The sequence below is a fragment of the Halovenus aranensis genome, assembly GCF_900100385.1.
GTDB classification, from domain to species: domain Archaea; phylum Halobacteriota; class Halobacteria; order Halobacteriales; family Haloarculaceae; genus Halovenus; species Halovenus aranensis.
Genome location: NZ_FNFC01000009.1, coordinates 12,941 through 31,643, shown reverse-complemented (window position 1 = coordinate 31,643; position 18,703 = coordinate 12,941). Strand labels below are relative to the sequence as shown.

Here is an 18,703-nt window from a genome sequence, read left to right as displayed (position 1 = left end):
CACCGCAACCGTCTCGTTACTCCTTTCTCAGGACCGCCGCGAGCGCGTTCGCCGCGCGGTCGACGTGGCCTTCGTCGACGACCAGCGGCGGCAGGAATCGAACCACGTGTTTTCCGGCTGTAAGCGCCAGCACGTGTTCGTCGTGTGCGAGCGCGGCGACGGCGTCTGCCGCGCTCTCCTCGATTTCGACGCCGACCATCAGCCCTTCGCCGCGAACGTCCCGGACACTGTCACCGAGTTCGCGTTCGAGGCGCTCGCGCAGGTAGGTCCCCATCTCGCCGGCGTGTGCTGGCAGCCTTTCGTCGTGAATCGTCGAGAGAGTCGCCTCGGCGGCCGCGGCGACGACGGGACTACCGCCGAAGGTGGAGGCGTGGTTGCCGTACGCCGCTGCAATCCAGTCGCGACACAGCGTCGCGCCGATAGGCAGGCCGTTGGCCAGCCCCTTCGCACTCGTCACGATATCGGGGACAATATCCGCGCGTTCGTGGTTCCACATCCGCCCGGTCCGGCCGAGCCCGGTCTGGACCTCGTCGAAGACCAGCGCCGCGCCCATCTCCTCGGTTGCCTCGCGTGCCGTCTGCAAGAACTCGACCGTCGCGGGGTTGATACCGCCGGCCCCTTGGATTGGTTCGAGGATGACCGCTGCGGTGTCGTCGTCGACGGCCTCGGACAGTGCCTCGCTGTCGTTGTAGGGGACAAACTCCGTCTCGTCGAGCAGTGGCTCGTAGTGGCTGCGGTACTTGTCTTTCCACGTCAGCGAGAGCGACCCCATCGTCCGTCCGTGGAACGCGTGCGTCGCGGCGACGAACTTCGTGTTGCCAGTCGCTGAGCGGGCGAACTTGAGCGCGGCCTCGTTAGCTTCGGTGCCGGAGTTACAGACCCAGACGTTGTCGAGGTCTGCCGGCGCGGCCGCAGCGAGTGTCTCGTGGAGACGCTGTCGGGTCTCGACGGGGTACACCGCCTGAACGAACGTCAGGTCATCGAGCTGGTCGGCGACCGCCGACTGGACTGTCTCGTGGTCGTGACCGAGCGGCGTACAGGCGTAGTTCGCACCGAAATCCAGGTACTCGACACCCTCGCTGTCGGTGAGGTAGACCCCCTCTCCACCGGCTATCTCCATCGATTTCTGCGAATAGGTGAATCCACTCATGGTTATCCCAACTCAGCACCCCCGGGGCGATTATCGTTGCGCTTTCGAGGAACTCCTGTCGTCGCCCTCGTCACCTTCGTCGTCCTCGTCGTCGCGTTCGTCATCCGCGGTGGAGTCGTCCACCCTGTCGTTGCCCGGCGACTGTCTGTCCGTGCCGTCGTCTGTCGGCGTATTGGTCTGTGTGTCGTCTGACTCTGTTTCAGTAGGCGTCCCGTCGCCGCCGGGCTCTGTCTCGTTGCCCGGAGAGTCGTCTGGGTTCTGCTCGCTATCGCCGGCTGTGTCGTCCGAAGCGGTATCGTCTCTCCCGCGGTCGCCGCCTCTGTCGTCAGCTCCGTCACGTCCGTCTGCTACCCGGGTGCTGTTTTCGCGCCTGTTCTCTCCCGGCGACTGGCGCTCGTCGCCGGCCTGGTCGCTACGGGCCGACTTGCCCTGTCCGTCCCCACGGTTGCTGTCTGCGCCGGGTGGCCCCGTTCCGTTTACCGGCGTCGTCTCGTTCCCACGACCAAGTGCCTTGCCGGCACCGGGGCCGGCGATGTCCCGAGCGATTGCGGCTACCTCGGGACCGGACAGTTCACTGGCTCGGTCTCGCAGGGTCTGTATGGCGGTCGCGTTGACACCGCGCCCTTCGAGGGCGGCGGCCGGCACGTTGCCGGCTGCCTGCTCAGTCTGGTTCGTGGCTCGCGAGAGTACCTTGAGCTGTGTCGCGACTTTCGCCATTTTGGCCCGGTATTTTCCGTCTGTTATCTCGCCCGCGTTGCGCTGTGCTTCGAGGGTAGCCTTGCGGTCCCGGAGGGCAGCCAGCCGCTGTTCGACGCTCTGGAGTCGGTCGGCGAGGATGGCTGCCTTCGTGTCGTTATCTGCGGCCTGAGAGAACTGAATACCGAAGGCTCGCTGTTCGAGCGCGCCGTCCAGTTCGGCCCCCTGGACGCCGACAACGCCTGACAGTTGCTCACCGGGGGCGGTGGCGTTGCTGTCGACCTGTGTGGCCCCGCCGGTGGTCGGTCCCATCCCCATCGCAGGGAGTGCAAGCACCGCGAGCGACGCCACAGCGACCACGACGAACGGGACAGTTCGATTCATCTACTGTATCCATGGTACCCCTATCGCTTATAAATAGACGGTCTTCAACCCCAATTTTGTCCGAATTAACTCGGATTTAGCCGTTGGCGTCTGGTGATTATCCGGTCTCGTCCTCGCTCGTCCCTTCGTCCTCCGGGACGATGTCCACATCGGGCAGTGTCAGCACGTTCTCGCGGCCGATGCGGAACGTCTCGATTTCGTCGGCCTCTCGAAGGTCGCCGACGACCTGGCTGGTCATCGCCGCGCTCCAGTCGAGGCGTTCGGCGACTTCCTTCTGTTTGATTCGGCCGCCGTTGTCTTCGACGAGCGCGAGTACGCGCTCTTCGTTGCTCAACAGCTCTGAGGGCGGCCCCTGATTCTCCGACTCGGCCGCGGGGGTCGGCTCTTCCTCTGTTACCGTCGGGGTGTCGCCGTCGCGTCGGCTGAGGAACGCTGCCAGACCGACACCGACAACGGCGACCAGCAGCGCACCGACCATCAGTGGCGATATTGCGTTCCCGTCACTCTCTGATGGCGGAACCAAGACTGCCCGTGGCTCGCCGGTCTCGAATTCGATGGGACCGCGCCACGTGAGCCGCTGTCCGGTGGCCGTGTCCGCCTGTGGCGTCTGTGAATCGACGGTCAACTCGCCCGTCCAGCTGAGGGTGAGACTCGACTGCTCGTCGAGAAAGAGCCCGTCGACTGCGTCGCCTGCGCGGACGGTTCCGCCGTCGACGGCGGCAAAGCCCGTCCAACTAAAGGAGAAGACGACGTCGCCGAACTCGGCGTCGGGCTGTGTAATCCGCTGGGTGTCGATAGTGGTGTTTCTGATGGCCATCGCGCGTCCAGTCGCGTTCGACGCGGTGTCTGCGGTCCGTCGCATTCGGTCGGTAAATGGGGAGAGATACGCCGACTCGTTGGCACGAATGTCGGCCCGGAGTGACTCGAATGCCTGCACCGACTCGTTGCCGTCGAGGTCGAGCCGGTAAGTCACCTGCCACGTTGCGTCCCCGGCCTGGTCGACAGTCGCCGCCATCCTGACGGTGTCAGCGTCGATATCCGTCTGGAACAGCGCCCCCTCGGGCGCGTCGTCGGCGGCCCCGGCCGTACCGACGACCGCGGCTGCCCCGAATAGTGCCGCGGCCAGGGCGACAGCACCCACGATGACGGTCCAGCGAGTGCGATTCATCGTGCGTGCTTTCTTGCCGTGGCGTCATATGTGTTGTCCGACCGGCCGGAACGAATTTTACCTTGGCCAACACACAGACTGGTATGCGAGCAGAACTCGACGCCGATACGCTCCTGCAAGTCATCCTGGTGCTGGTCCTCGTCTGGCTCGTCCTTGAGGTTCTGGATGCGACAGTGGACCTGCTCGGGAGTCTCCTGGGCCTGCTTCCGAACCTCATTGGACTCGTCATTGCTGTCCTCATCGTCCTCTGGCTGCTCGACCGCATATAGGAATCGGTGCAAACTTGACCGTGAGGACGCTAGGATAGGCATGGAGCCGACAGCCGACGACGGCGTCCCCGAAAAACGGCCGCTCGTTCGGACCGCCGACCCTCTCCAGCGCGTCGAGAACATCACACACGCGCTATTGCTCGTTGCCGTCGCCTTTCTCGTTGCTGGCATCATCCAGAGTTTCGGACTCTCGGTACTCGATGGGGCCGGTCTGACAGAGGCGAATGCGCCGGTGCTTACACAGATTGTGCCGATGGGGCTACACTTCGTCGGATTCTTCGTCGTCGCCGGTGCCTATCTCCGCTGGGACGATGGCGCACTCGTCCGGGCTGTCCGCCCGACCTGGCACGATATCCGGTGGATACTGCTCGGGTTCTCGCTGCTCGTCGCGTTCATGGTCGGCCTCGACGTTGTTCTCGCACAGCTCGGCCTCGAACCCGCCGAAAACGCCACCGTCGATATTGGGAAGGACAACCCCCAGCTGTTCCTCTATTTCGTCCCGCTGGTCGTCTTCCTGAACGCCCCGGCCGAGGAGCTGCTTTTCAGAGGTGTCGTTCAGGGGCTGTTCCGACGCGCCTACGGCGTCATTCCGGGCATCCTTGGCGCGGCGCTCGTTTTCGGGCTGGTTCACTACGTTGCACTTGTCGGCGCAGGGAGCCGACTCGCGTACGTGGCCGTCGCTTTCGTCTCCGGACTGGTCCTCGGCGGAGTACACGAGTACACCGAGAACCTCACCGTGCCGATTGCCGTCCACGCCTGCTGGAATGTCGTTATCTATCTCAATCTCTACGTGGGCGCGACGAACATACTGTAGAGGCGGCGGTCAGACAGCTGTCTGACGCCATTTTAAGCCCTGTTGGCGAGTAGTCTCTGTCAATGGTCGCCCACTACACACTGGTGTGTGACGACGGCACCTCGCGAGAGGTCCGGACGCTGGCACAGGAACACGGTGTGACCGAGGAAGAGGTGTTGCGCCAGCTCGTCGACCTCGGGCCCGACGCCCTCGAAGAGGGTGCTGGCGTCCCAGACCAGTAGCGGTCAGGCCGGGTTCTTCCGCGAGAGGTCGCTGCCACAGATTGGACAGCGGTCGTGGTGGTCGTCGAACTCTCGGCCACAGCCTTGGCACTGGAACGTCCAGTCGCGCTGTTCGGCGATACCGTCACGTTCGATAACTTCGACGGTGACGTTCAGCTTCTCGGCCACGTTTTGCATCGCGTAGTCGTCGGTGACCAGCGTGCCATCGAGCTCGAAGGCCGCAGCGACGAGTCGAACGTCTGTCTCGGAGAGCTCTTCGAGGTCGCCGGTCTCTCGCGCGGCGCGCTCGATGCGGACGACCGTCTCCTCGTCGGGGATGTGAAGATGCATCCCTGAGCCCTCCAGGGCGTCGAACCGGTAGGCACTCTCGTCTTCGAGCTCCTCCCGGACCAGCGGCACCGAGGCTATCGGTTCGTCGGTGTGATACTCGTGGATGAACGCCGAGGAATCGAGAACGTACATTCGATTACCGGTCGACTATCATGTGGTCTTTGACTGCCTGCACGCGCTGTACTGGAACGAGCGCCCGACCCTGCTCGTTTCGCTCGAACTCTGCTGGGTCGGCGGTCTCGTCGAGTGTGATAATCAGATTCTCTAGCTGTCCGGTGTCTAAATCCATCGAGATGTTGTACAACATCCCCAGTTCGGTCCCGTCCGTACCCATGACCGCTTTCCCGGACAGGTTCTCGGCGAGTATTTCTGCCATTGTTGGCCCTATTCCCACCCCGCCCAATTGAATCTTATTGTTGTCTGGCTAACGTCTTTGGTCGGGCCTGCACCCGGTGTCCCGGCCGTTCGGCCCGCAGACCCGGCAATTGATTACGGCTCCAGCCCTACTGTCAGCTATGCCAGCCACGCTCGAAGTCGTCTGTACGGCCGACGACTGTGAACTCGACATGTTCGAGCTTCATTACACCTACGACATGCCCGAGGAGGTCGGCGTTACAGACTTCCAGTGTCCGTACTGTAACGGAACCGAGTGCCTCTCGGAGGTCGAGCTATGATTCAGGACCTCGGCGAATCGGTCGGCTCGTCGCTGTTCGAGACGGTCGGTCGGATGTTCGGCCGCGCACAGGAGCAGCGACCGCTGCCGGCTGACCTCTACGAGAGCGACGACGCCTTCCTCGCTGTCTTCGACGCGCCGGGGGCACACCCCGCCGACGTACAGGTGAAATACGAAGACGACGCAATCGTCGTCCGGGTCGACCGCTTCCGGGACTTCTACGACGGGTTCGAGATGCAGTTTCCGGGACGAGGGCTGACACTCGACGGCCGGGTCGCCGTTCCCACCGACGCCGAGGTCGACCCCGACGAGGCGAGTGCGACGCTTACCGACGCAGGGACCCTTCGCGTTCAGCTTCCGAAAACGTCGCCGGAGTCGGCGACTGCAGACGAATCCTGACACGCCCTGGTAACTTCACTTTCACTTTCAGGCGGTCTTTTAACCCTACCGGTAGCATACTACCAGATATGTCTCAGGCAACACTCGACGACGACGAACTGTTCACCGAGGCGGCCTCAGAGATGCGCGAGGATGTCGAGTCCTCGCTCAACGCCGCCCGCGAGTCGCTTCCGGACGCCGAGACGGTCTGGGAGGTCGACGCCGAGAACACGCTGGGCGTGCTCAACGCGCTCCGTTCGGCACTCGATGTCGGCGACGCCCGCGACGACTTGCGCGACGCGAAAAAGTGGTTCACGATGGGCGAGAAGGCAGATGCGTTCGAGGATGCCGAGGACCTCAAAGCGGAGATTGCCGAGGTCGAAGACCTCATCGCCGACATCGAGGACGCGAGCGAGCAGGTGGGTGACCTCACCAGCACGGTCCCACAGCTAAAGGGCGCCCTCGAAGACGCAGATGAGGACGCTGCCGAGGCCTGAGTTCTCAGTCCCGCCGCTGTGGTCGTGATACATCCCGCGTGGCGACCGTTTCTAACAGTCTGCTGAGTGCCGTCACCGCACCGTCGAGCAACCCCTCGCCGACCGCTGGTCCGCCCTCGCGCGGGTCGCCGACGACCCCGTTCTCGGTGAACTCCGCGGAGTCGTAAGCGAGGTTAACACCAGACTGGTACTCTCCCCACCCTGTGGCGCTCTCCTCGCCGGCGCGCTTCATTCGCTCCTCACGGACGAGTTCGGGGTCAGTGTGCTGGATAACGCTCGTCTCGACAGGGCCGCCGTGACCCATCCGGATATCTGTCTCGATGTCGTCGTAGATGTCGGCGTCGAACCAGGTGAACGGAACCGCGTAGGCCTCCGACTCGCGGACGAGGGTGCCACAGAGTTCCCGGAGCGCGTCGACGTTGCCGCCGTGGCCGTTGACGACGACGATACGGTCCCACCCGTGGGTCCTCAGGCTCTCGATTGTCTCGCGGACGTACCGTCGGAACGTCTCGGGACTCACCCAGAGCGTGCCGGGAAACTGCCGGTGTTCGGCCGCGACGCCGACCGGAATCGTCGGTGCGATGACGGCGGTCCCGTCGTAGCGGTCGACACCCGCCTCGGCGACGGCGGCGGCCGTCAGCGCGTCAGTCCCAAGCGGGGCGTGTGGACCGTGCTGTTCGGTACTGCCGACAGGGAGGACCGCCAGGTCTGTCTCGCAGTCCGCAACGTCGGTCCAGGTGTGCTCCGAGAGCTTCATATCCCCGCCTGTGGGCGGGAGAGATAAAGCTTCACCCCCTCACCTGCTCAAATGATTTCGCCGTCGAGGCCGAGGTGGATGAGGATGCCGAGAAAGAAGGTGCCGACGACACTGACCGCCGTGACCTGTCGCTCGAAGGCCAACCCGTCCGCGAGCACGATATCGCTGGTGGCGACCCAGACCGCACCGGCGACGGCACCGGTCAGGACGAAGGTGATCGGGACGCTGTGGGTCCAGCCGCGGTGGCGGCGTGTCACCAGTCCGATGAACGGGTCGACAACCCTGGCGAGACCGAGCGCGACTAGCAGGACGACGATGCTCGCGACGAAGGCGGGCGGAATCTCGGGCGCGTTCCCGAGTCCTTCCGCGAGGGCGGTCTCACCCGGGCCGACAAGCGCCGTCTCGACCCCCTCGACGAGTATATCCCAGGAAAGCACCGCGAGCGCGACGACGCCCAGCCAGACGAGTACTTGAAACGCTCTGACTGCCTTCCGCCGGGGTATTGACTTGTGGTGGTCGATATCCGGAAACAGCGCGCCGACGAAGGTCGCTGCACCACCGCCGGCCGCGCCAGCGAGCGCCAGGGCTGGCGACGCGAACACGGCAAAGAGTGCGCCGCCGGTTGCGAACGCAATCACGATAGCACCGATACGCCCCCATCGGGCGTGTGTCGGGTAGTTCGGCATACCTGCCGGTTCGATGTCGGCCGTTATAAAATGCAGGAGAAAACCAACGGTAGTGTTTACTCTAGCAGAATTTATCAGCTGTGCAGTTCCAGCCCCTTTCTGGTTCTTTGACTCCACGGTCGCTTAACTAAACACCGCCAAACCAACCTCTCCAGGGGGTGGCTGAATCCGTACGCTATTGAGCCACTCTATCAGCAAAGACTTGGCCTACTCCCCCAGTAATTTTGAATCTATGCAGTTACATATTAACATATAGGCGTGCGGCGAACTGTTCCGGTCAAACTCGACGTGGACAGTGACGGCGCCGCACTCCTCGAAGATACCGTCGATACATTCCTGTGGTGCGCTCAGTACGTCACAGACCATGCGTTCGAGGGTGAATACGTCACCACCAGCAAGACGACGTTGGACGACGAAACCTATGATGAGGTGCGCGAAGCCACAGACGGCTTCAACGGTGGACTGGTACAAGCCGCCCGCAACAAGGCCGCCGAAGCCTGCAAGAGCGTCGTTGCACGCTGGAAAAACGGGAAGAAAGCCAGCAAGCCTCACTTTACCAGTCCACACGTCGTCTACGACCATCGCACGGCGACACTTCACGACGACCACGTGGGTCTCGCTACCACGGACGGTCGTATCGAGGCCGACTACGTGTTGCCAGACAAGGCCAGTGACACGCCCCACGCGGACTACCTTTTCTCCGACGAGTACGAGACAACAGGGTCGGAGCTACACTACAGTAACGGCAACTGGATGCTTCACATCCACTGCAAGACGGACGTGGAGCCTGACACGTCGAAGCAGGCAACCACTGAGAACAGAACAGTTCTCGGGGTTGACCTCGGCGTGAACAACCTTGCCGTTGCCTCGACTGGCACGTTCTGGACGGGCAACGAGTTCAACCACTGGCGTCGTGAATACGAGAAGCGGCGTGGCGACTTGCAGGAACACGGCACACGGTGGGCACACGAGAACATCCAGTCGGTTGGGCGCAAAGAGGAAGGGCGGTTCACGATGACACTCCACCGCATATCGAACGAACTCGTTGCTGAAGCTCGTGACCACGGGTGTTCGGTGATTGCGTTCGAGGAGTTAACGAACATCCGTGACCGCACTGGGGCGTCGTGGGGTCACAAGTGGGCGTTTACCCGCTTGTACGAATACGCCGAGTACAAAGCCGTAGAGTACGGTATCGACGTAGCACAGGTTGACCCGGAGAACACGTCTCGGCGGTGTTCACACTGTGGATTTACCCACCCAGACAACCGCGAGAGTGAGTCGTTTGCGTGTCTGAAATGCGGCTACCTGAACCACGCTGACTACGATGCGGCGAAAAACATTGGCCTGCGGTATCTCCGTCGGAACCAAACAGGCGACGACGGAGGCGCACCCTTGGGCGTGCGCTTGAACAGCGGGACGTTGAACGTGAATGGTGAGTATGAATCACCTGCCTCAACTGAGGCCAGAACGGGAGTCCACGCTGAATCCCACCTGTTCACGGGTGGGTAGCTCAAATGTCTCTGGGTATCGGTCTCACGGATAGACTTATTCGGCGGCTGGACAATGTGAATATATGGCAATTGCACGCCACGCGACTGGGCCGCGAGCGGACCTGCGGGCGCTGGCCTCACAGGTCCATCCGGTGTTTATGCTGCCGCCGCTTGCAGCCTCCTGGTTCGGCGCAATCGTCGCGGGCGAGTTCGGTCTCGGCGTCGGGGCCGTCCACATGGCGGCGATGTTCTGTGCCGTCTACACGGCTCACGTCAAGGACGGCTACGTCGACTTCTATGGGCGCGGCGAGGACGACGACCATCCCCTGACAGGCCGGGGCTGTCGCCTCGCGCTCGTCGGAGCGACCGCCGGGTTCGCCGCCTGTGTCCTCGCCCTCGGTGTGCTGGTCGACACCACTGCGGTCCTGATTACGCTGCCGACCTGGTTTATCGGCTTCCTCCATGCCCCGCAACTGGACACGAACCCCGTGACGACGACGCTCGGCTATCCGACTGGCATCGCGCTCGCAATCGTCGGCGGCCATTACGTCCAGGCGACGGCAGTCTCTCCGACCGCCGTCGGGTTCGCGCTCGTCTTTCTGGTGACGCTTGCCGGCGTGAAAATCATCGACGACGAGCAGGATTACGACTACGACCGCTCTATCTCGAAGGCGACGGTCGCGGTCGTGCTCGGTCGCTCCCGGGCACGGACGCTTGCGTTTACGCTCGTCGTGTTCGGACTGGTCGGCGTCCTCTGGGGAACGCTTTCGGGGCTCTTCCCGCCGTCGTCACCCCTTGGCGCACTCGCCTTCGGCATGGTCGCACTGGTCGCCAGCAGAGGCGGGCCAACCGTCGGGACGATGCTGCTCATCCGCGGCGCATACGTCTTCCTCGCCGTCCTCGTCATGGCGGTCTGGTTCGAACCACTCGCCGGTGTCGCGCTTCCCGATATCACCGTGTTTGGCTCGTACACCTATCTGGCGACCGAGGTCGCCTTCGGTTCGCTTGCACTCGCGCTTCTCGTCTACGCCGATGCACTGGGACGGGCCGCCCGTACCATCCTCGCGGTCTACCCCATCGCCTACGTCTGGGACTGGTACACGCTCGAAGTCGGCGTCTTCGACATCACCATGCGAACGGGGTACGACCTCTTTGGTATCCCGGTCGAGGAACACATCTTCATGATCGTGGTGCCCGGGCTGGTCCTCGGGATACACGAGGCGCTCGCGGCTCACTCACTCGGCAACGAGCGCGCCGAGGGCACCGCCGACGGCGCTGTCGACCGCCGCGACCATGGCGATGGCCACGACCACGAAAAACGTCCCGAGCCCGAGCGCACTGCCGATAGCGCCCCCGACGGGGCCGAACGCCAGCCCCGTGACTGAGAGGACGACAAAGAGAACGAAACCGAGGACGACGCCGCCGAAACTGCCTGCGAGCAGCCCGTGCCAGAACCCGCTTGCCAGGCCACCGCCCGCTCTGTATCCGGCGACGCCACCGCCAAGCAGTGCTGCTGTGAGCTGTCCCACACCCGGGATGATGATGCCGAGGAACCCGAGGATGACGATGGTAAGAAAGCCGCTGAGGACCGCATCCCAGTCAGTCATAGTGACTCATCGCGCCGGGGTCATTTGAACCCGGCGGCCACCTTCAGTCCGGAGATGGACTGCTTGCGGTCGTCTCCGTGTTCCGTGACGCGTGTAGCACGGCCGACGGCGAGAGGTCGGTTTCGGTCCAGGCCGGCAGTCTGTCGTCGGGACCGGGAGCGTCGACGCTCTCGGCGTAGGCACGAACCTGCTCGCGCTCGGCGGCCGGGTCGTATTCGAGGTCGTTGAGTGAGGCGGCGGTGGCGTACTGGTCGACGAGGCGGTCGGCGGCCGTCCGGTACCGCTCACGGAGTCGGTCGTAGTCGGGGTCGATGCCGTGGTCAGCAAGCGCTCGGAACAGCGCCGCGCCAACTTCGTCGGCCATCGTCGATAGCCCGCTCGACCCCTCGACCGGCCGGTGGTCGTGTCTGTGGACACCGAGGTCGACCTGTGCGGTCCGGTCCCGGCCAGCGACCCCGTAGGCGTCACCGAGCAGGCCGACTTCGAGCCCCCAGGTCCGCTGTGCGCGGAGGCGTCTGGCGGCCTCGGCGGTGACGGCGAACTCGCCAGCGAGCGGATACCGAAAGGCATCGAGATACTCCAGAAACGCCGCTCGGCGGTTCTCACGGAGCGCGTCTACCAACGGCGCGACGAACAGACGAGTAAGTCGGCCGTAGAGCTGTTCGTTCTCTACTCTGGCGTAGTACCCCTTGACGAAGTCGTGGCCATGGGTAAGCGGCGCGAGCAGTCGCGGAACGTGGTGGCGACCGTAGGTCGTCGCGTCGGCGTCGTGGACGACGACGTAGTCGGCCCGGTCGGCGGCGACGCCAAGCCCGAGCCACACGTCACGCCCTTTCCCGTGCGGGCCATCGAGACCGTGCTTGGCGAGTCTGTCGCCGATGCCGTCGGCGTCACACCACAGCACGGTCACCGGGACCTCGAAGTTCTGTATCCACTCTCTGAACGCACCAGCCGTCTCCGCGGGAGCGCGCAGTGGCACGACCACAGAAGCCGGGCCGACTGTCTCCAGCGTCGAGAAGATGTGTTCGGGCGTCACCGCTGCGGGCTCGTCGCCGGCAATCGGTACCACGACCGCACACTCCGCCAGCGGTGCTGCTGGCGTCGGGTCCGTCAGGTCGTGTACCGTCGTCACGTACTCCTGTGCGTAATCCATCGCTACCTCCCAGTCCGGCAGACGTCGACGACGCCGTCGAGTTCCGGCGTCGATAGCCCGTCGGCAAGCGCCGAAAGAGCGGCTCCAGAGCCACCGAGCAAGAGACCGTCTGGGCCGGCAACAACCGTGACGCCCACCTGCTCGGCGGCCTCGGCGAGTTCCCGTCGCGCCGCCTCGCTCAGGCCATCGACCTGCAGGACGCGACCCGCGAGACTGTCGGCGTCTCCGTCGGCACCGATTCCGTCGATACGCCGCCGTAGCTCGCCGGTCGTCGGGGCGTTGAGTTCTGTTGCGGTCGCGCCCGAGGCGGTCGTGCTCGCTCGCTCGGTGAAGGCGTCACCGATACGCGCGGCGTCTTTCGTCTCCGCAACGTCGTGGGTCCGGACGACGTGTGCGCCGCGCTCGACGGCCATCGAGGTTGCGGCGAGGCTGACAGGGAGGGCTTCCTCGGTCGAGCGGTCGGCGAGGGTCCGCAGGAAGTTCTTGCGGTTGATAGAGACGAGCAGCGGCCGTCCGTAGGCGCGAAACTCCGGCAGCCGGCGGAACGTCTCGTGGTCGTTGTCTATGGTCTTGGCTTCACTCCAGCCCCCAAATGCGGGGTCGAGAATCGTCTTCTCGGTCATCCCGTTCTGGTCGAGTGCGGCGTAGACCTTGTCGACGTAGTCGGCCTGCTGTGCCCACTCCGGCGAGCGGGCGTCCGCCCAGTCCACGTCGCCGACGGCCCCGGGGCGTTCGATGTCCGGCGGACTCGCCATCTTGCCGACAGCCACGTCGTACTCCCGACAGATTTCGGGCATCTCCGGGTCGGCAAAGCCACAGATGTCGTTTACCATGTCGAATCCGCGGTCAAGCGCGGCGGCCGCTACCGATGCATACCGCGTCTCGATAGAGAAAATGGCATCGCCGCTCACGGATTCAATCGTCTCGACGGCGGTATCAAGCCGTTCGAGTTCTTGCTCGGCCGACAGCACATCGAGGCGTTTGTTCGCCGATTCCAGGCCGACATCGACGATATCGGCCCCCTCTCCGATGAGTTCGTCGTCGACGTACGCCGCCGCCTCGCCCGGGTCGTCGTACACCGACGGGTCGTACGGTGACTCTTTACTGACGTTCAAGACGCCCATAATCCGCGTCGGATACTCGTCACCGATACGCAGCCCTGCTGCGTCGACAGTTCGCATTACCGGCAATTGGATTGTATCTATTAATGATTGCCGGTTCCGGAAGGTGACCGACCCGGCCAGCCGGACGCTCTATATATAGGTAATACAACATGAATCTTTTACGATTGTGTCACATACACACAGCTATGGAATCGACACGAAAGGGGCTACGGGCCGGAGAGCTGGAGAAAGACACGTACGGGCGATTACGGTGTTCTACGTGTGATATCGACCTCGACACGGAGAACGACCCGGAGGTCGTCGGCAAGGTACGGGTCTGTCCCGAGTGTGGCGCAGAGTGGAAGGAAGTCGGATAACAGTAAAGACCACGCCAGTCCCGAAGTAGCATATGGAGTTTACCGGAGACGAGCTGGCCGGCGTCGTCGACCTCTTTGGGGGGCTCACACACGACGAGCTTTCGGAGGCGCTCGCCGAACTTGCGTACAGACAGGGCGAGGGCTACGACGCGAGCGCCTTCGAGGACCCAATTGATGAGGCAATCAAAGCCTACTATCTCGTCGCCGTCGACCCGGACGCGCTGGGGGCGGCGGTCACCGAGCCGCTATTGCTCGCCGGGCCGCTCGCGTTCCCGACACTGCCGACCGACGCGCGGGACCTGCCACACATCTTGGACGTCGAGACCAGGACCGTCTCGACGGAAGTCGTCGGTCCGGCGGTCGTCGAGATGTTCCGCGAGGACGCTATGGCGGCTATCGAGGCCGACGACACGGAGCGTATCGACACGCTGCTGGATGCGAGTTACGAACTCGAACCCTGGGCGGGCGTGACGGTCGAGGGGATTCGCGAGGAACTGGCTGGGGCGACACAAACGAATTAAGCCGCTGGGTCACGTTGCTACAGGCATGCACCTCGACGGGGTGAAGCGGTTCGACCCGACGCTGACGACGGCCGAGCGCCGCGACTCGGCGGTCCTGGTAGGCGTCATCGAGCGCGACACGCCGCATCTCCTCTTTACCAAGCGTGCGGATCACCTCTCGAATCACCCCGGTCAGATGAGCTTTCCCGGAGGGCGACGCGAGCCCGAAGACGATACGCTCTCGGAGACGGCCACCCGAGAGGCCGACGAAGAAATCTGTCTCGACCCTGACGAAGCCGACTTCGTCGGCCGACTCGACGATATCGTGACCGTCACCGGCTTCTCGGTCAGCCCGTTCGTCGCCCGGGTGCCCGACCAGGAGTACCAGCCCTGTGACGACGAGGTGGCCGAGATTGCAGTCCTCCCGGTGGCGGCACTCACCGACCGCGACAACTACCACGGTGAGTACCGCGACCACCCCGAACGCGGCCGGATTCGGGTTCATTATTTTTATGTCGACGAGTACACAGTCTGGGGGGCGACAGCCCGTATGCTCGTCCAGTTCCTCGAACTGACGACCGACTGGACGACACCCGAGGTCGACGAAGTCGTCGACGCGGACGCAGATTACCCGCTATAGCAGCGCACCCGGAGTTTCGTCTCGACCGACAGGATTATGTCTCACCGGCGGTAGAGAAACACAGACGAAACGGCCATGACAGTACTAACAGGCGAACGGCTGACAAACGTGGGCATCGACGCGGTCGCGCTCAAGCCGAGCGAGGTCGACGTCGAACGCGCCCGCGACCTGGACGTGCAGACTGTGACCATCGACTACGAAGGCCACGAGCACGTCCCAGCGCCAGCCGTCTTCGAACGCCTGGCCGAACACGCCGACGTGCGGGCCACGGTCCCGGTTCGCGCCGACGGGTTCGACCCGCTCGGCGACGAGAGTGTCCGGGCCGACATTCCCGAGGTCGTCGGCGAGGTCCTCGTCGCCGGCCACCCTGCCTACCTCGAACGCGCCGAGCGAAAGCGGGCTATCGCTCCGCGACTCGGTGCCGCGGTCGCCGACAGCGAGGCGCCGTGGGTCGGTACAGAGGGCATCGAACGCACGGCCCTCGCTGCCGGCGGCACGCAGTACGAACTCCTCTCGCGAAGTACCGTCCGTGACGTGCGGGCGCTCCGCGAGGTCGGTTTCGACGGTGAGATTGCCGTCTACGCGCCGACGGTGTTGACCGACGACGAAGACGTCGTTCTCGATGCTGTCGGTGAGTACACGGCCCGCCGTGGCCCCGTGCGGGCCGCGCTCCCCGAGGACTGCCCCCGGGACAGCGACATCGAGGGTGACGCCCGCGAGACGCTGCTCGAAGCCTGCTGTGATTACGCGCTCGTCGGCGTCAACGACAGCGTCTCCCATCAGGTCGACCTCCTCCAGGAGGCTGGCGTCGACCACATCGTCGCCTACCCGGCCCGTGGACTCGACGCCCTCGGGGTGTAACCGCCGCTGTCGACGCGGCTGTGTACACACAACTTACGACAAAAAGGAAGTCGACCAGCCGGACGTGCGGCTAGATGAACTCGTTGCTTCGCCAGTCGACACCGCTGTCTTCGTCGCCCTCGCCGGGGTCCTCGGTGACGGTAATCGAGGCCGGAACCTCCTCGCCGTCGACGATGCGAATCGCCTCGATGTCTTCTTCGTTGGTTGCGACGGCGGTGAGCGCGCCCTTCTCGGCCCGACGGGCAATCTCACACAGGACCTCGAACATCTGGTACTGGAGTGCAGTGTTCTGGAGTACCGTCTCGCGGTCGCCCTTGAAACAGGCGTACTCGACGAGTTCTGACTCGATTTCTTCTTCCTCGTCCAGCGAGCCCCACTGGGGACCGCCGCCGCTGGTCCGGGGCGGTTTCCCCGGTGGTGTCTCTTCTGGGTCCTCTTCGTAGACGCGGTTCTCTGTCACGCTGGCTTTCAACTGCGCCGTCGGCGTGTACTTGCTGATGCTTTCATCAGCCGGCACCGCACTGATGATGAGCGTGTTGTTTCGTCGGGTAAACTCGATGTCGTCGACGCGTTCGGGGAGGTCGGGGTCCTCCAGATACTCGTGGAGTTCTTCGAGTGGCAGTTCCAGCGTCGAGTGGAGTCTGTATACGCGGCTGGTCATGGATGTAGGGGGAGCTGAGTGAACCGGGTTGTCTGCTCTGGCAACGACTCGATACAGGTACCTACGGGTCCCACCCATAAATGGGCTATCCTTCGGTACCGCGTTCGACCGACGACACCGACTGCCTTTGTCGCTCAGTCGTCAGCGGCGGCCGTGTCTCCAGTGCCCTCTTCGGCGGCGTGCTCTGCCTCGATGCTCGGCGGGTATTTGCCACGGTCGAGTTTAAGATCGGACTCGGGTCGAGCCATACATGTCAGTGCGTACTCTGATTTCTCCTCGTCGGTCAGGCCGCGGGCAGCCGGCTGTGTCACCTCGCCCTCGACGACTTTCGCCGAACAGGCGAGACACATCCCGACCCGGCAAGAGAACTCCTGAGCAATTCCCTCTTCGATACACCGGTTTAGAATCGTCTCCTTGTCGGAGACGGTGATACTCTCACCGGTGCCGACGAACTCAACTGTGTACTCTGTCATGCCCTGGTCTACAACCGTACGTCACTAAACTGTTAAGGTGTTATCCGCCACGTTACGCGTCGTGTTCGTCCCGAAATAGGTCTTCGATTGTACCGGTGAGCACGTCGACGCCGACTCCGAGTGAGCGCTCGTCGACATCGAAGGTCGCGGTGTGGTGACCGCCGGGGTGGTTCGTCCCGATACCGACGAAGGAGGCGAGGCCGCCGGTATCCTGGACACGGTTCATCAGGTATGTCGCATCCTCGCTCGCGCCGAGTTCGCCGGTCGGCGCGACGTGTGTCACGCCGCCGTGGTCCGCCGCCACGTCGGCGACGACATCGGCGACGGCGTCGTCGCTCTCGGCGCTGGGTGCCTCGCTGCCGCGCTCGATATCGACGGTGCAGTCGTGCATCGCCGCGGCCGACTCGATGACCTGTTCGGCCCTGTCGCGTGTGTAGTTCATCAGGTCGGTCGTCTCGCCGCGGACTTCGCCCTCTATGTAGGCGTCCTCGGCGATGATGTTCGAGGCCGTGCCGCCGGCGACCTCACCGGCGTTGACCCGGGTCGCACCGTCGCCGTGGCGCGCGATGCCGTAGAGGTTCTGTATCGCAGTCGCCATCGCCTGGACCGCGTTCGCCCCCGCGTTGGGTCGCGCGCCGGCGTGTGCCGACTCGCCGGTAAATGTCGCTTCGAGGTGTGAGACGGCGTAGAATCCGCCCATCCCGGCGACGACGGTTCCGGTGGGATTGTCGAGACCGATATGGACTGCGAGCAGCGTGTCAACGTCGTCGAGGTGGCCGCTTCTGGCAATTGGTCTGCCGCCGCCGACGACCTCCTCGGCGGGCTGGAAGATGACTTTCAGGGTGCCATCGAAGTCGGCGTCGGCGAACGCACGGACGACACCGAGGCCAAACGTCGCGTGTGCGTCGTGCCCGCAGGCGTGCATGTACCCCTCGTGAACCGAGCGGAACCCTTCCTCTGCGGGCTGGTGGCCGGGACCGTCGGCCTCACGCTGTGGGAGCCCGTCGATGTCGACCCGGAGAGCGACAGTCGGGCCGTCGCCGCCTTCGATTGTCGCTATCGCACCGGTGTAACCGCCGGCGAGTTCGTCGAGAACCGCGTCGTCGACCTCGGTTTCCCGTGCCCGGTCGAGCCAGGCGTCGCGGGTCTCCCGGTCGGGAACGCCCTGGCGTTCGCCCTCTGTGAGTATCTCCGGACCGAGCGTGATGTCGTCGACGCCGAGTGCCTGTAGCTCCTCGACGATACGTGCAGTCGTGTAAAACTCACACCAGGCGGGCTCCGGACGGCGATGGAGTTCCCGGCGCAGCGAGACGAGCCAGTCTGTGTCGGTAACGTCGCCCATAGGGTGACACGCGGTTTGAGGGACATAAACACGGCCGGTTTTGTCTCGCGTTTACTCGCCGGTCTGGCTGAACTGCTCGATGTCCGCGGAGATGTGGATGCTGTCGGGGAACTCCTCGCCGGCAATCTGGCGGGCGAATTCGTTGTGGTCGATAATCTCGATGACGCGAGTGTAGACGGTGTACTCCCACGGGCGGAATCGGCCGTCTACACGCAGGCCCTTGTACAGCGGCACTGTCTGGCGCGACGGCGGCTTCGGGTGTGGCCCCTTGAACTCGACACCCTTGCGCTCGGCCCGCTCTTTGATATCGGAGACGACTGACTCGAGCAGGTCTCCGTCTCCACTCTTGAGCGTGAGCCGAGTGATGAACGGCATACACGACGCCAGCACGGGCGAAGACAAAACCCATTCGTTTTCGATTGCCCCCAGAGCAACTGTTCGACATTCACTTAACGCATGCCATACTACATGCT

Annotated in this window: 25 protein-coding genes and 1 pseudogene; 12 read left to right on the top strand and 14 right to left on the bottom strand. The window is 63.8% G+C overall.

Annotation, left to right across the window (positions count from 1 at the left end; genetic code table 11):
- Positions 1 to 16: 16 nt before the first annotated feature.
- The 3 genes from BLR34_RS10170 to BLR34_RS10160 all read right to left on the bottom strand — a co-directional run bounded on the left by BLR34_RS10170 (position 17) and on the right by BLR34_RS10160 (position 3,398).
- Positions 17 to 1,150, bottom strand: coding sequence for an aspartate aminotransferase family protein (locus BLR34_RS10170; RefSeq protein ID WP_092702637.1), 1,134 nt, complete (start codon positions 1,148 to 1,150; stop codon positions 17 to 19).
- A 30-nt stretch (positions 1,151 to 1,180) separates the two neighbouring features.
- Entirely contained in the window at positions 1,181 to 2,230 is a 1,050-nt protein-coding gene (locus BLR34_RS10165) for a hypothetical protein (protein ID WP_092702634.1), read from the bottom strand.
- 97 nt (positions 2,231 to 2,327) lie between these two features.
- Positions 2,328 to 3,398: a helix-turn-helix transcriptional regulator gene (locus tag BLR34_RS10160; RefSeq protein WP_092702632.1), complete on the bottom strand. Its 1,071-nt coding sequence runs from the start codon at positions 3,396 to 3,398 to the stop codon at positions 2,328 to 2,330.
- 83 nt (positions 3,399 to 3,481) lie between these two features.
- Here BLR34_RS10160 and BLR34_RS10155 point away from each other — a divergent pair, with 83 nt between their 5' ends.
- The 3 genes from BLR34_RS10155 (at position 3,482) to BLR34_RS10145 (ending at position 4,702) form a co-directional block, all read left to right on the top strand.
- On the top strand, positions 3,482 to 3,667 hold the full coding sequence (locus BLR34_RS10155; protein WP_092702630.1) for a DUF7554 family protein: 186 nt from the start codon (positions 3,482 to 3,484) through the stop codon (positions 3,665 to 3,667).
- 40 nt (positions 3,668 to 3,707) lie between these two features.
- The gene (locus tag BLR34_RS10150) at positions 3,708 to 4,481 is read left to right on the top strand and encodes a CPBP family intramembrane glutamic endopeptidase (protein WP_176765291.1); all 774 of its coding nucleotides are present in this window, start codon (positions 3,708 to 3,710) and stop codon (positions 4,479 to 4,481) included.
- Between the two features lie 62 nt (positions 4,482 to 4,543).
- On the top strand, positions 4,544 to 4,702 hold the full coding sequence (locus BLR34_RS10145; RefSeq protein WP_092702626.1) for a CopG family transcriptional regulator: 159 nt from the start codon (positions 4,544 to 4,546) through the stop codon (positions 4,700 to 4,702).
- 3 nt (positions 4,703 to 4,705) lie between these two features.
- Here the strand turns inward: BLR34_RS10145 and BLR34_RS10140 are convergent, their stop codons facing one another.
- Entirely contained in the window at positions 4,706 to 5,164 is a 459-nt protein-coding gene (locus BLR34_RS10140) for an NOB1 family endonuclease (protein WP_092702624.1), read from the bottom strand.
- Between the two features lie 4 nt (positions 5,165 to 5,168).
- Entirely contained in the window at positions 5,169 to 5,408 is a 240-nt protein-coding gene (locus BLR34_RS10135; protein ID WP_092702622.1) for a PRC-barrel domain-containing protein, read from the bottom strand.
- A gap of 139 nt (positions 5,409 to 5,547) precedes the next feature.
- Between BLR34_RS10135 and BLR34_RS16985 the strand changes: the two genes are divergently transcribed.
- The 3 genes from BLR34_RS16985 to BLR34_RS10125 all read left to right on the top strand — a co-directional run bounded on the left by BLR34_RS16985 (position 5,548) and on the right by BLR34_RS10125 (position 6,580).
- Entirely contained in the window at positions 5,548 to 5,706 is a 159-nt protein-coding gene (locus tag BLR34_RS16985) for a DUF7559 family protein (RefSeq protein ID WP_176765290.1), read from the top strand.
- Positions 5,703 to 6,104 carry an Hsp20/alpha crystallin family protein gene (locus BLR34_RS10130; RefSeq protein ID WP_218120877.1) on the top strand — a complete coding sequence of 134 codons (402 nt, stop codon included), beginning with the start codon at positions 5,703 to 5,705 and terminating at the stop codon, positions 6,102 to 6,104. The genes BLR34_RS16985 and BLR34_RS10130 overlap by 4 nt, the downstream gene beginning before the upstream one ends.
- 68 nt (positions 6,105 to 6,172) lie before the next feature.
- Positions 6,173 to 6,580: a DUF5790 family protein gene (locus BLR34_RS10125; RefSeq protein WP_092702620.1), complete on the top strand. Its 408-nt coding sequence runs from the start codon at positions 6,173 to 6,175 to the stop codon at positions 6,578 to 6,580.
- A 4-nt stretch (positions 6,581 to 6,584) separates the two neighbouring features.
- Here BLR34_RS10125 and BLR34_RS10120 read toward each other — a convergent pair whose 3' ends face one another.
- Positions 6,585 to 7,337, bottom strand: a complete 753-nt coding sequence (locus BLR34_RS10120) for a creatininase family protein (RefSeq protein ID WP_092702618.1) — start codon at positions 7,335 to 7,337, stop codon at positions 6,585 to 6,587.
- Positions 7,338 to 7,384: 47 nt separating this feature from the next.
- A complete protein-coding gene (locus BLR34_RS10115) occupies positions 7,385 to 8,023 on the bottom strand; it encodes a metal-dependent hydrolase (RefSeq protein ID WP_092702616.1) in 639 nt (212 codons plus the stop codon).
- A gap of 252 nt (positions 8,024 to 8,275) precedes the next feature.
- Here BLR34_RS10115 and BLR34_RS10110 point away from each other — a divergent pair, with 252 nt between their 5' ends.
- Both BLR34_RS10110 and BLR34_RS10105 read left to right on the top strand, forming a co-directional pair.
- On the top strand, positions 8,276 to 9,532 hold the full coding sequence (locus BLR34_RS10110) for an RNA-guided endonuclease InsQ/TnpB family protein (protein WP_092702614.1): 1,257 nt from the start codon (positions 8,276 to 8,278) through the stop codon (positions 9,530 to 9,532).
- 64 nt (positions 9,533 to 9,596) lie between these two features.
- A complete protein-coding gene (locus tag BLR34_RS10105; protein ID WP_368086087.1) occupies positions 9,597 to 10,898 on the top strand; it encodes a lycopene cyclase in 1,302 nt (433 codons plus the stop codon).
- Here BLR34_RS10105 and BLR34_RS10100 read toward each other — a convergent pair.
- The 3 genes and pseudogenes from BLR34_RS10100 to folP form a co-directional block, all read right to left on the bottom strand.
- Positions 10,821 to 11,120 (bottom strand): annotated as a pseudogene (locus tag BLR34_RS10100) (DUF5518 domain-containing protein); the annotation flags it as partial. The gene BLR34_RS10105 and the pseudogene BLR34_RS10100 overlap by 78 nt on opposite strands.
- A 43-nt stretch (positions 11,121 to 11,163) precedes the next feature.
- On the bottom strand, positions 11,164 to 12,273 hold the full coding sequence (locus tag BLR34_RS10095) for a glycosyltransferase family protein (RefSeq protein WP_092702610.1): 1,110 nt from the start codon (positions 12,271 to 12,273) through the stop codon (positions 11,164 to 11,166).
- A gap of 2 nt (positions 12,274 to 12,275) precedes the next feature.
- On the bottom strand, positions 12,276 to 13,454 hold the full coding sequence (folP, locus tag BLR34_RS10090; protein WP_092702608.1) for a dihydropteroate synthase: 1,179 nt from the start codon (positions 13,452 to 13,454) through the stop codon (positions 12,276 to 12,278).
- Positions 13,455 to 13,582: 128 nt separating this feature from the next.
- Here folP and BLR34_RS16980 point away from each other — a divergent pair, with 128 nt between their 5' ends.
- The 4 genes from BLR34_RS16980 to BLR34_RS10075 all read left to right on the top strand — a co-directional run bounded on the left by BLR34_RS16980 (position 13,583) and on the right by BLR34_RS10075 (position 15,754).
- Positions 13,583 to 13,753 carry an HVO_0758 family zinc finger protein gene (locus tag BLR34_RS16980; RefSeq protein WP_176765289.1) on the top strand — a complete coding sequence of 57 codons (171 nt, stop codon included), beginning with the start codon at positions 13,583 to 13,585 and terminating at the stop codon, positions 13,751 to 13,753.
- Between the two features lie 32 nt (positions 13,754 to 13,785).
- Complete coding sequence (locus BLR34_RS10085) at positions 13,786 to 14,274, top strand: DUF7109 family protein (RefSeq protein WP_092702605.1); 489 nt, start codon at positions 13,786 to 13,788, stop codon at positions 14,272 to 14,274.
- Positions 14,275 to 14,299: 25 nt separating this feature from the next.
- A complete protein-coding gene (locus BLR34_RS10080; protein ID WP_092702603.1) occupies positions 14,300 to 14,893 on the top strand; it encodes an NUDIX hydrolase in 594 nt (197 codons plus the stop codon).
- 75 nt (positions 14,894 to 14,968) lie between these two features.
- Positions 14,969 to 15,754 (top strand): DUF7388 family protein, encoded by a 786-nt coding sequence (locus BLR34_RS10075; RefSeq protein WP_092702601.1) that lies wholly within the window; start codon positions 14,969 to 14,971, stop codon positions 15,752 to 15,754.
- Between the two features lie 70 nt (positions 15,755 to 15,824).
- Here the strand turns inward: BLR34_RS10075 and BLR34_RS10070 are convergent, their stop codons facing one another.
- The 4 genes from BLR34_RS10070 to BLR34_RS10055 form a co-directional block, all read right to left on the bottom strand.
- Positions 15,825 to 16,415 carry a DUF7110 family protein gene (locus tag BLR34_RS10070; RefSeq protein WP_092702599.1) on the bottom strand — a complete coding sequence of 197 codons (591 nt, stop codon included), beginning with the start codon at positions 16,413 to 16,415 and terminating at the stop codon, positions 15,825 to 15,827.
- A 134-nt stretch (positions 16,416 to 16,549) separates the two neighbouring features.
- Complete coding sequence (locus BLR34_RS10065) at positions 16,550 to 16,888, bottom strand: 2Fe-2S iron-sulfur cluster-binding protein (RefSeq protein ID WP_092702597.1); 339 nt, start codon at positions 16,886 to 16,888, stop codon at positions 16,550 to 16,552.
- Positions 16,889 to 16,940: 52 nt separating this feature from the next.
- The gene (locus BLR34_RS10060; RefSeq protein WP_092702595.1) at positions 16,941 to 18,230 is read right to left on the bottom strand and encodes an amidohydrolase; all 1,290 of its coding nucleotides are present in this window, start codon (positions 18,228 to 18,230) and stop codon (positions 16,941 to 16,943) included.
- Positions 18,231 to 18,281: 51 nt separating this feature from the next.
- The gene (locus BLR34_RS10055; protein WP_092702593.1) at positions 18,282 to 18,605 is read right to left on the bottom strand and encodes an uS10/mL48 family ribosomal protein; all 324 of its coding nucleotides are present in this window, start codon (positions 18,603 to 18,605) and stop codon (positions 18,282 to 18,284) included.
- Positions 18,606 to 18,703 lie beyond the last annotated feature (98 nt).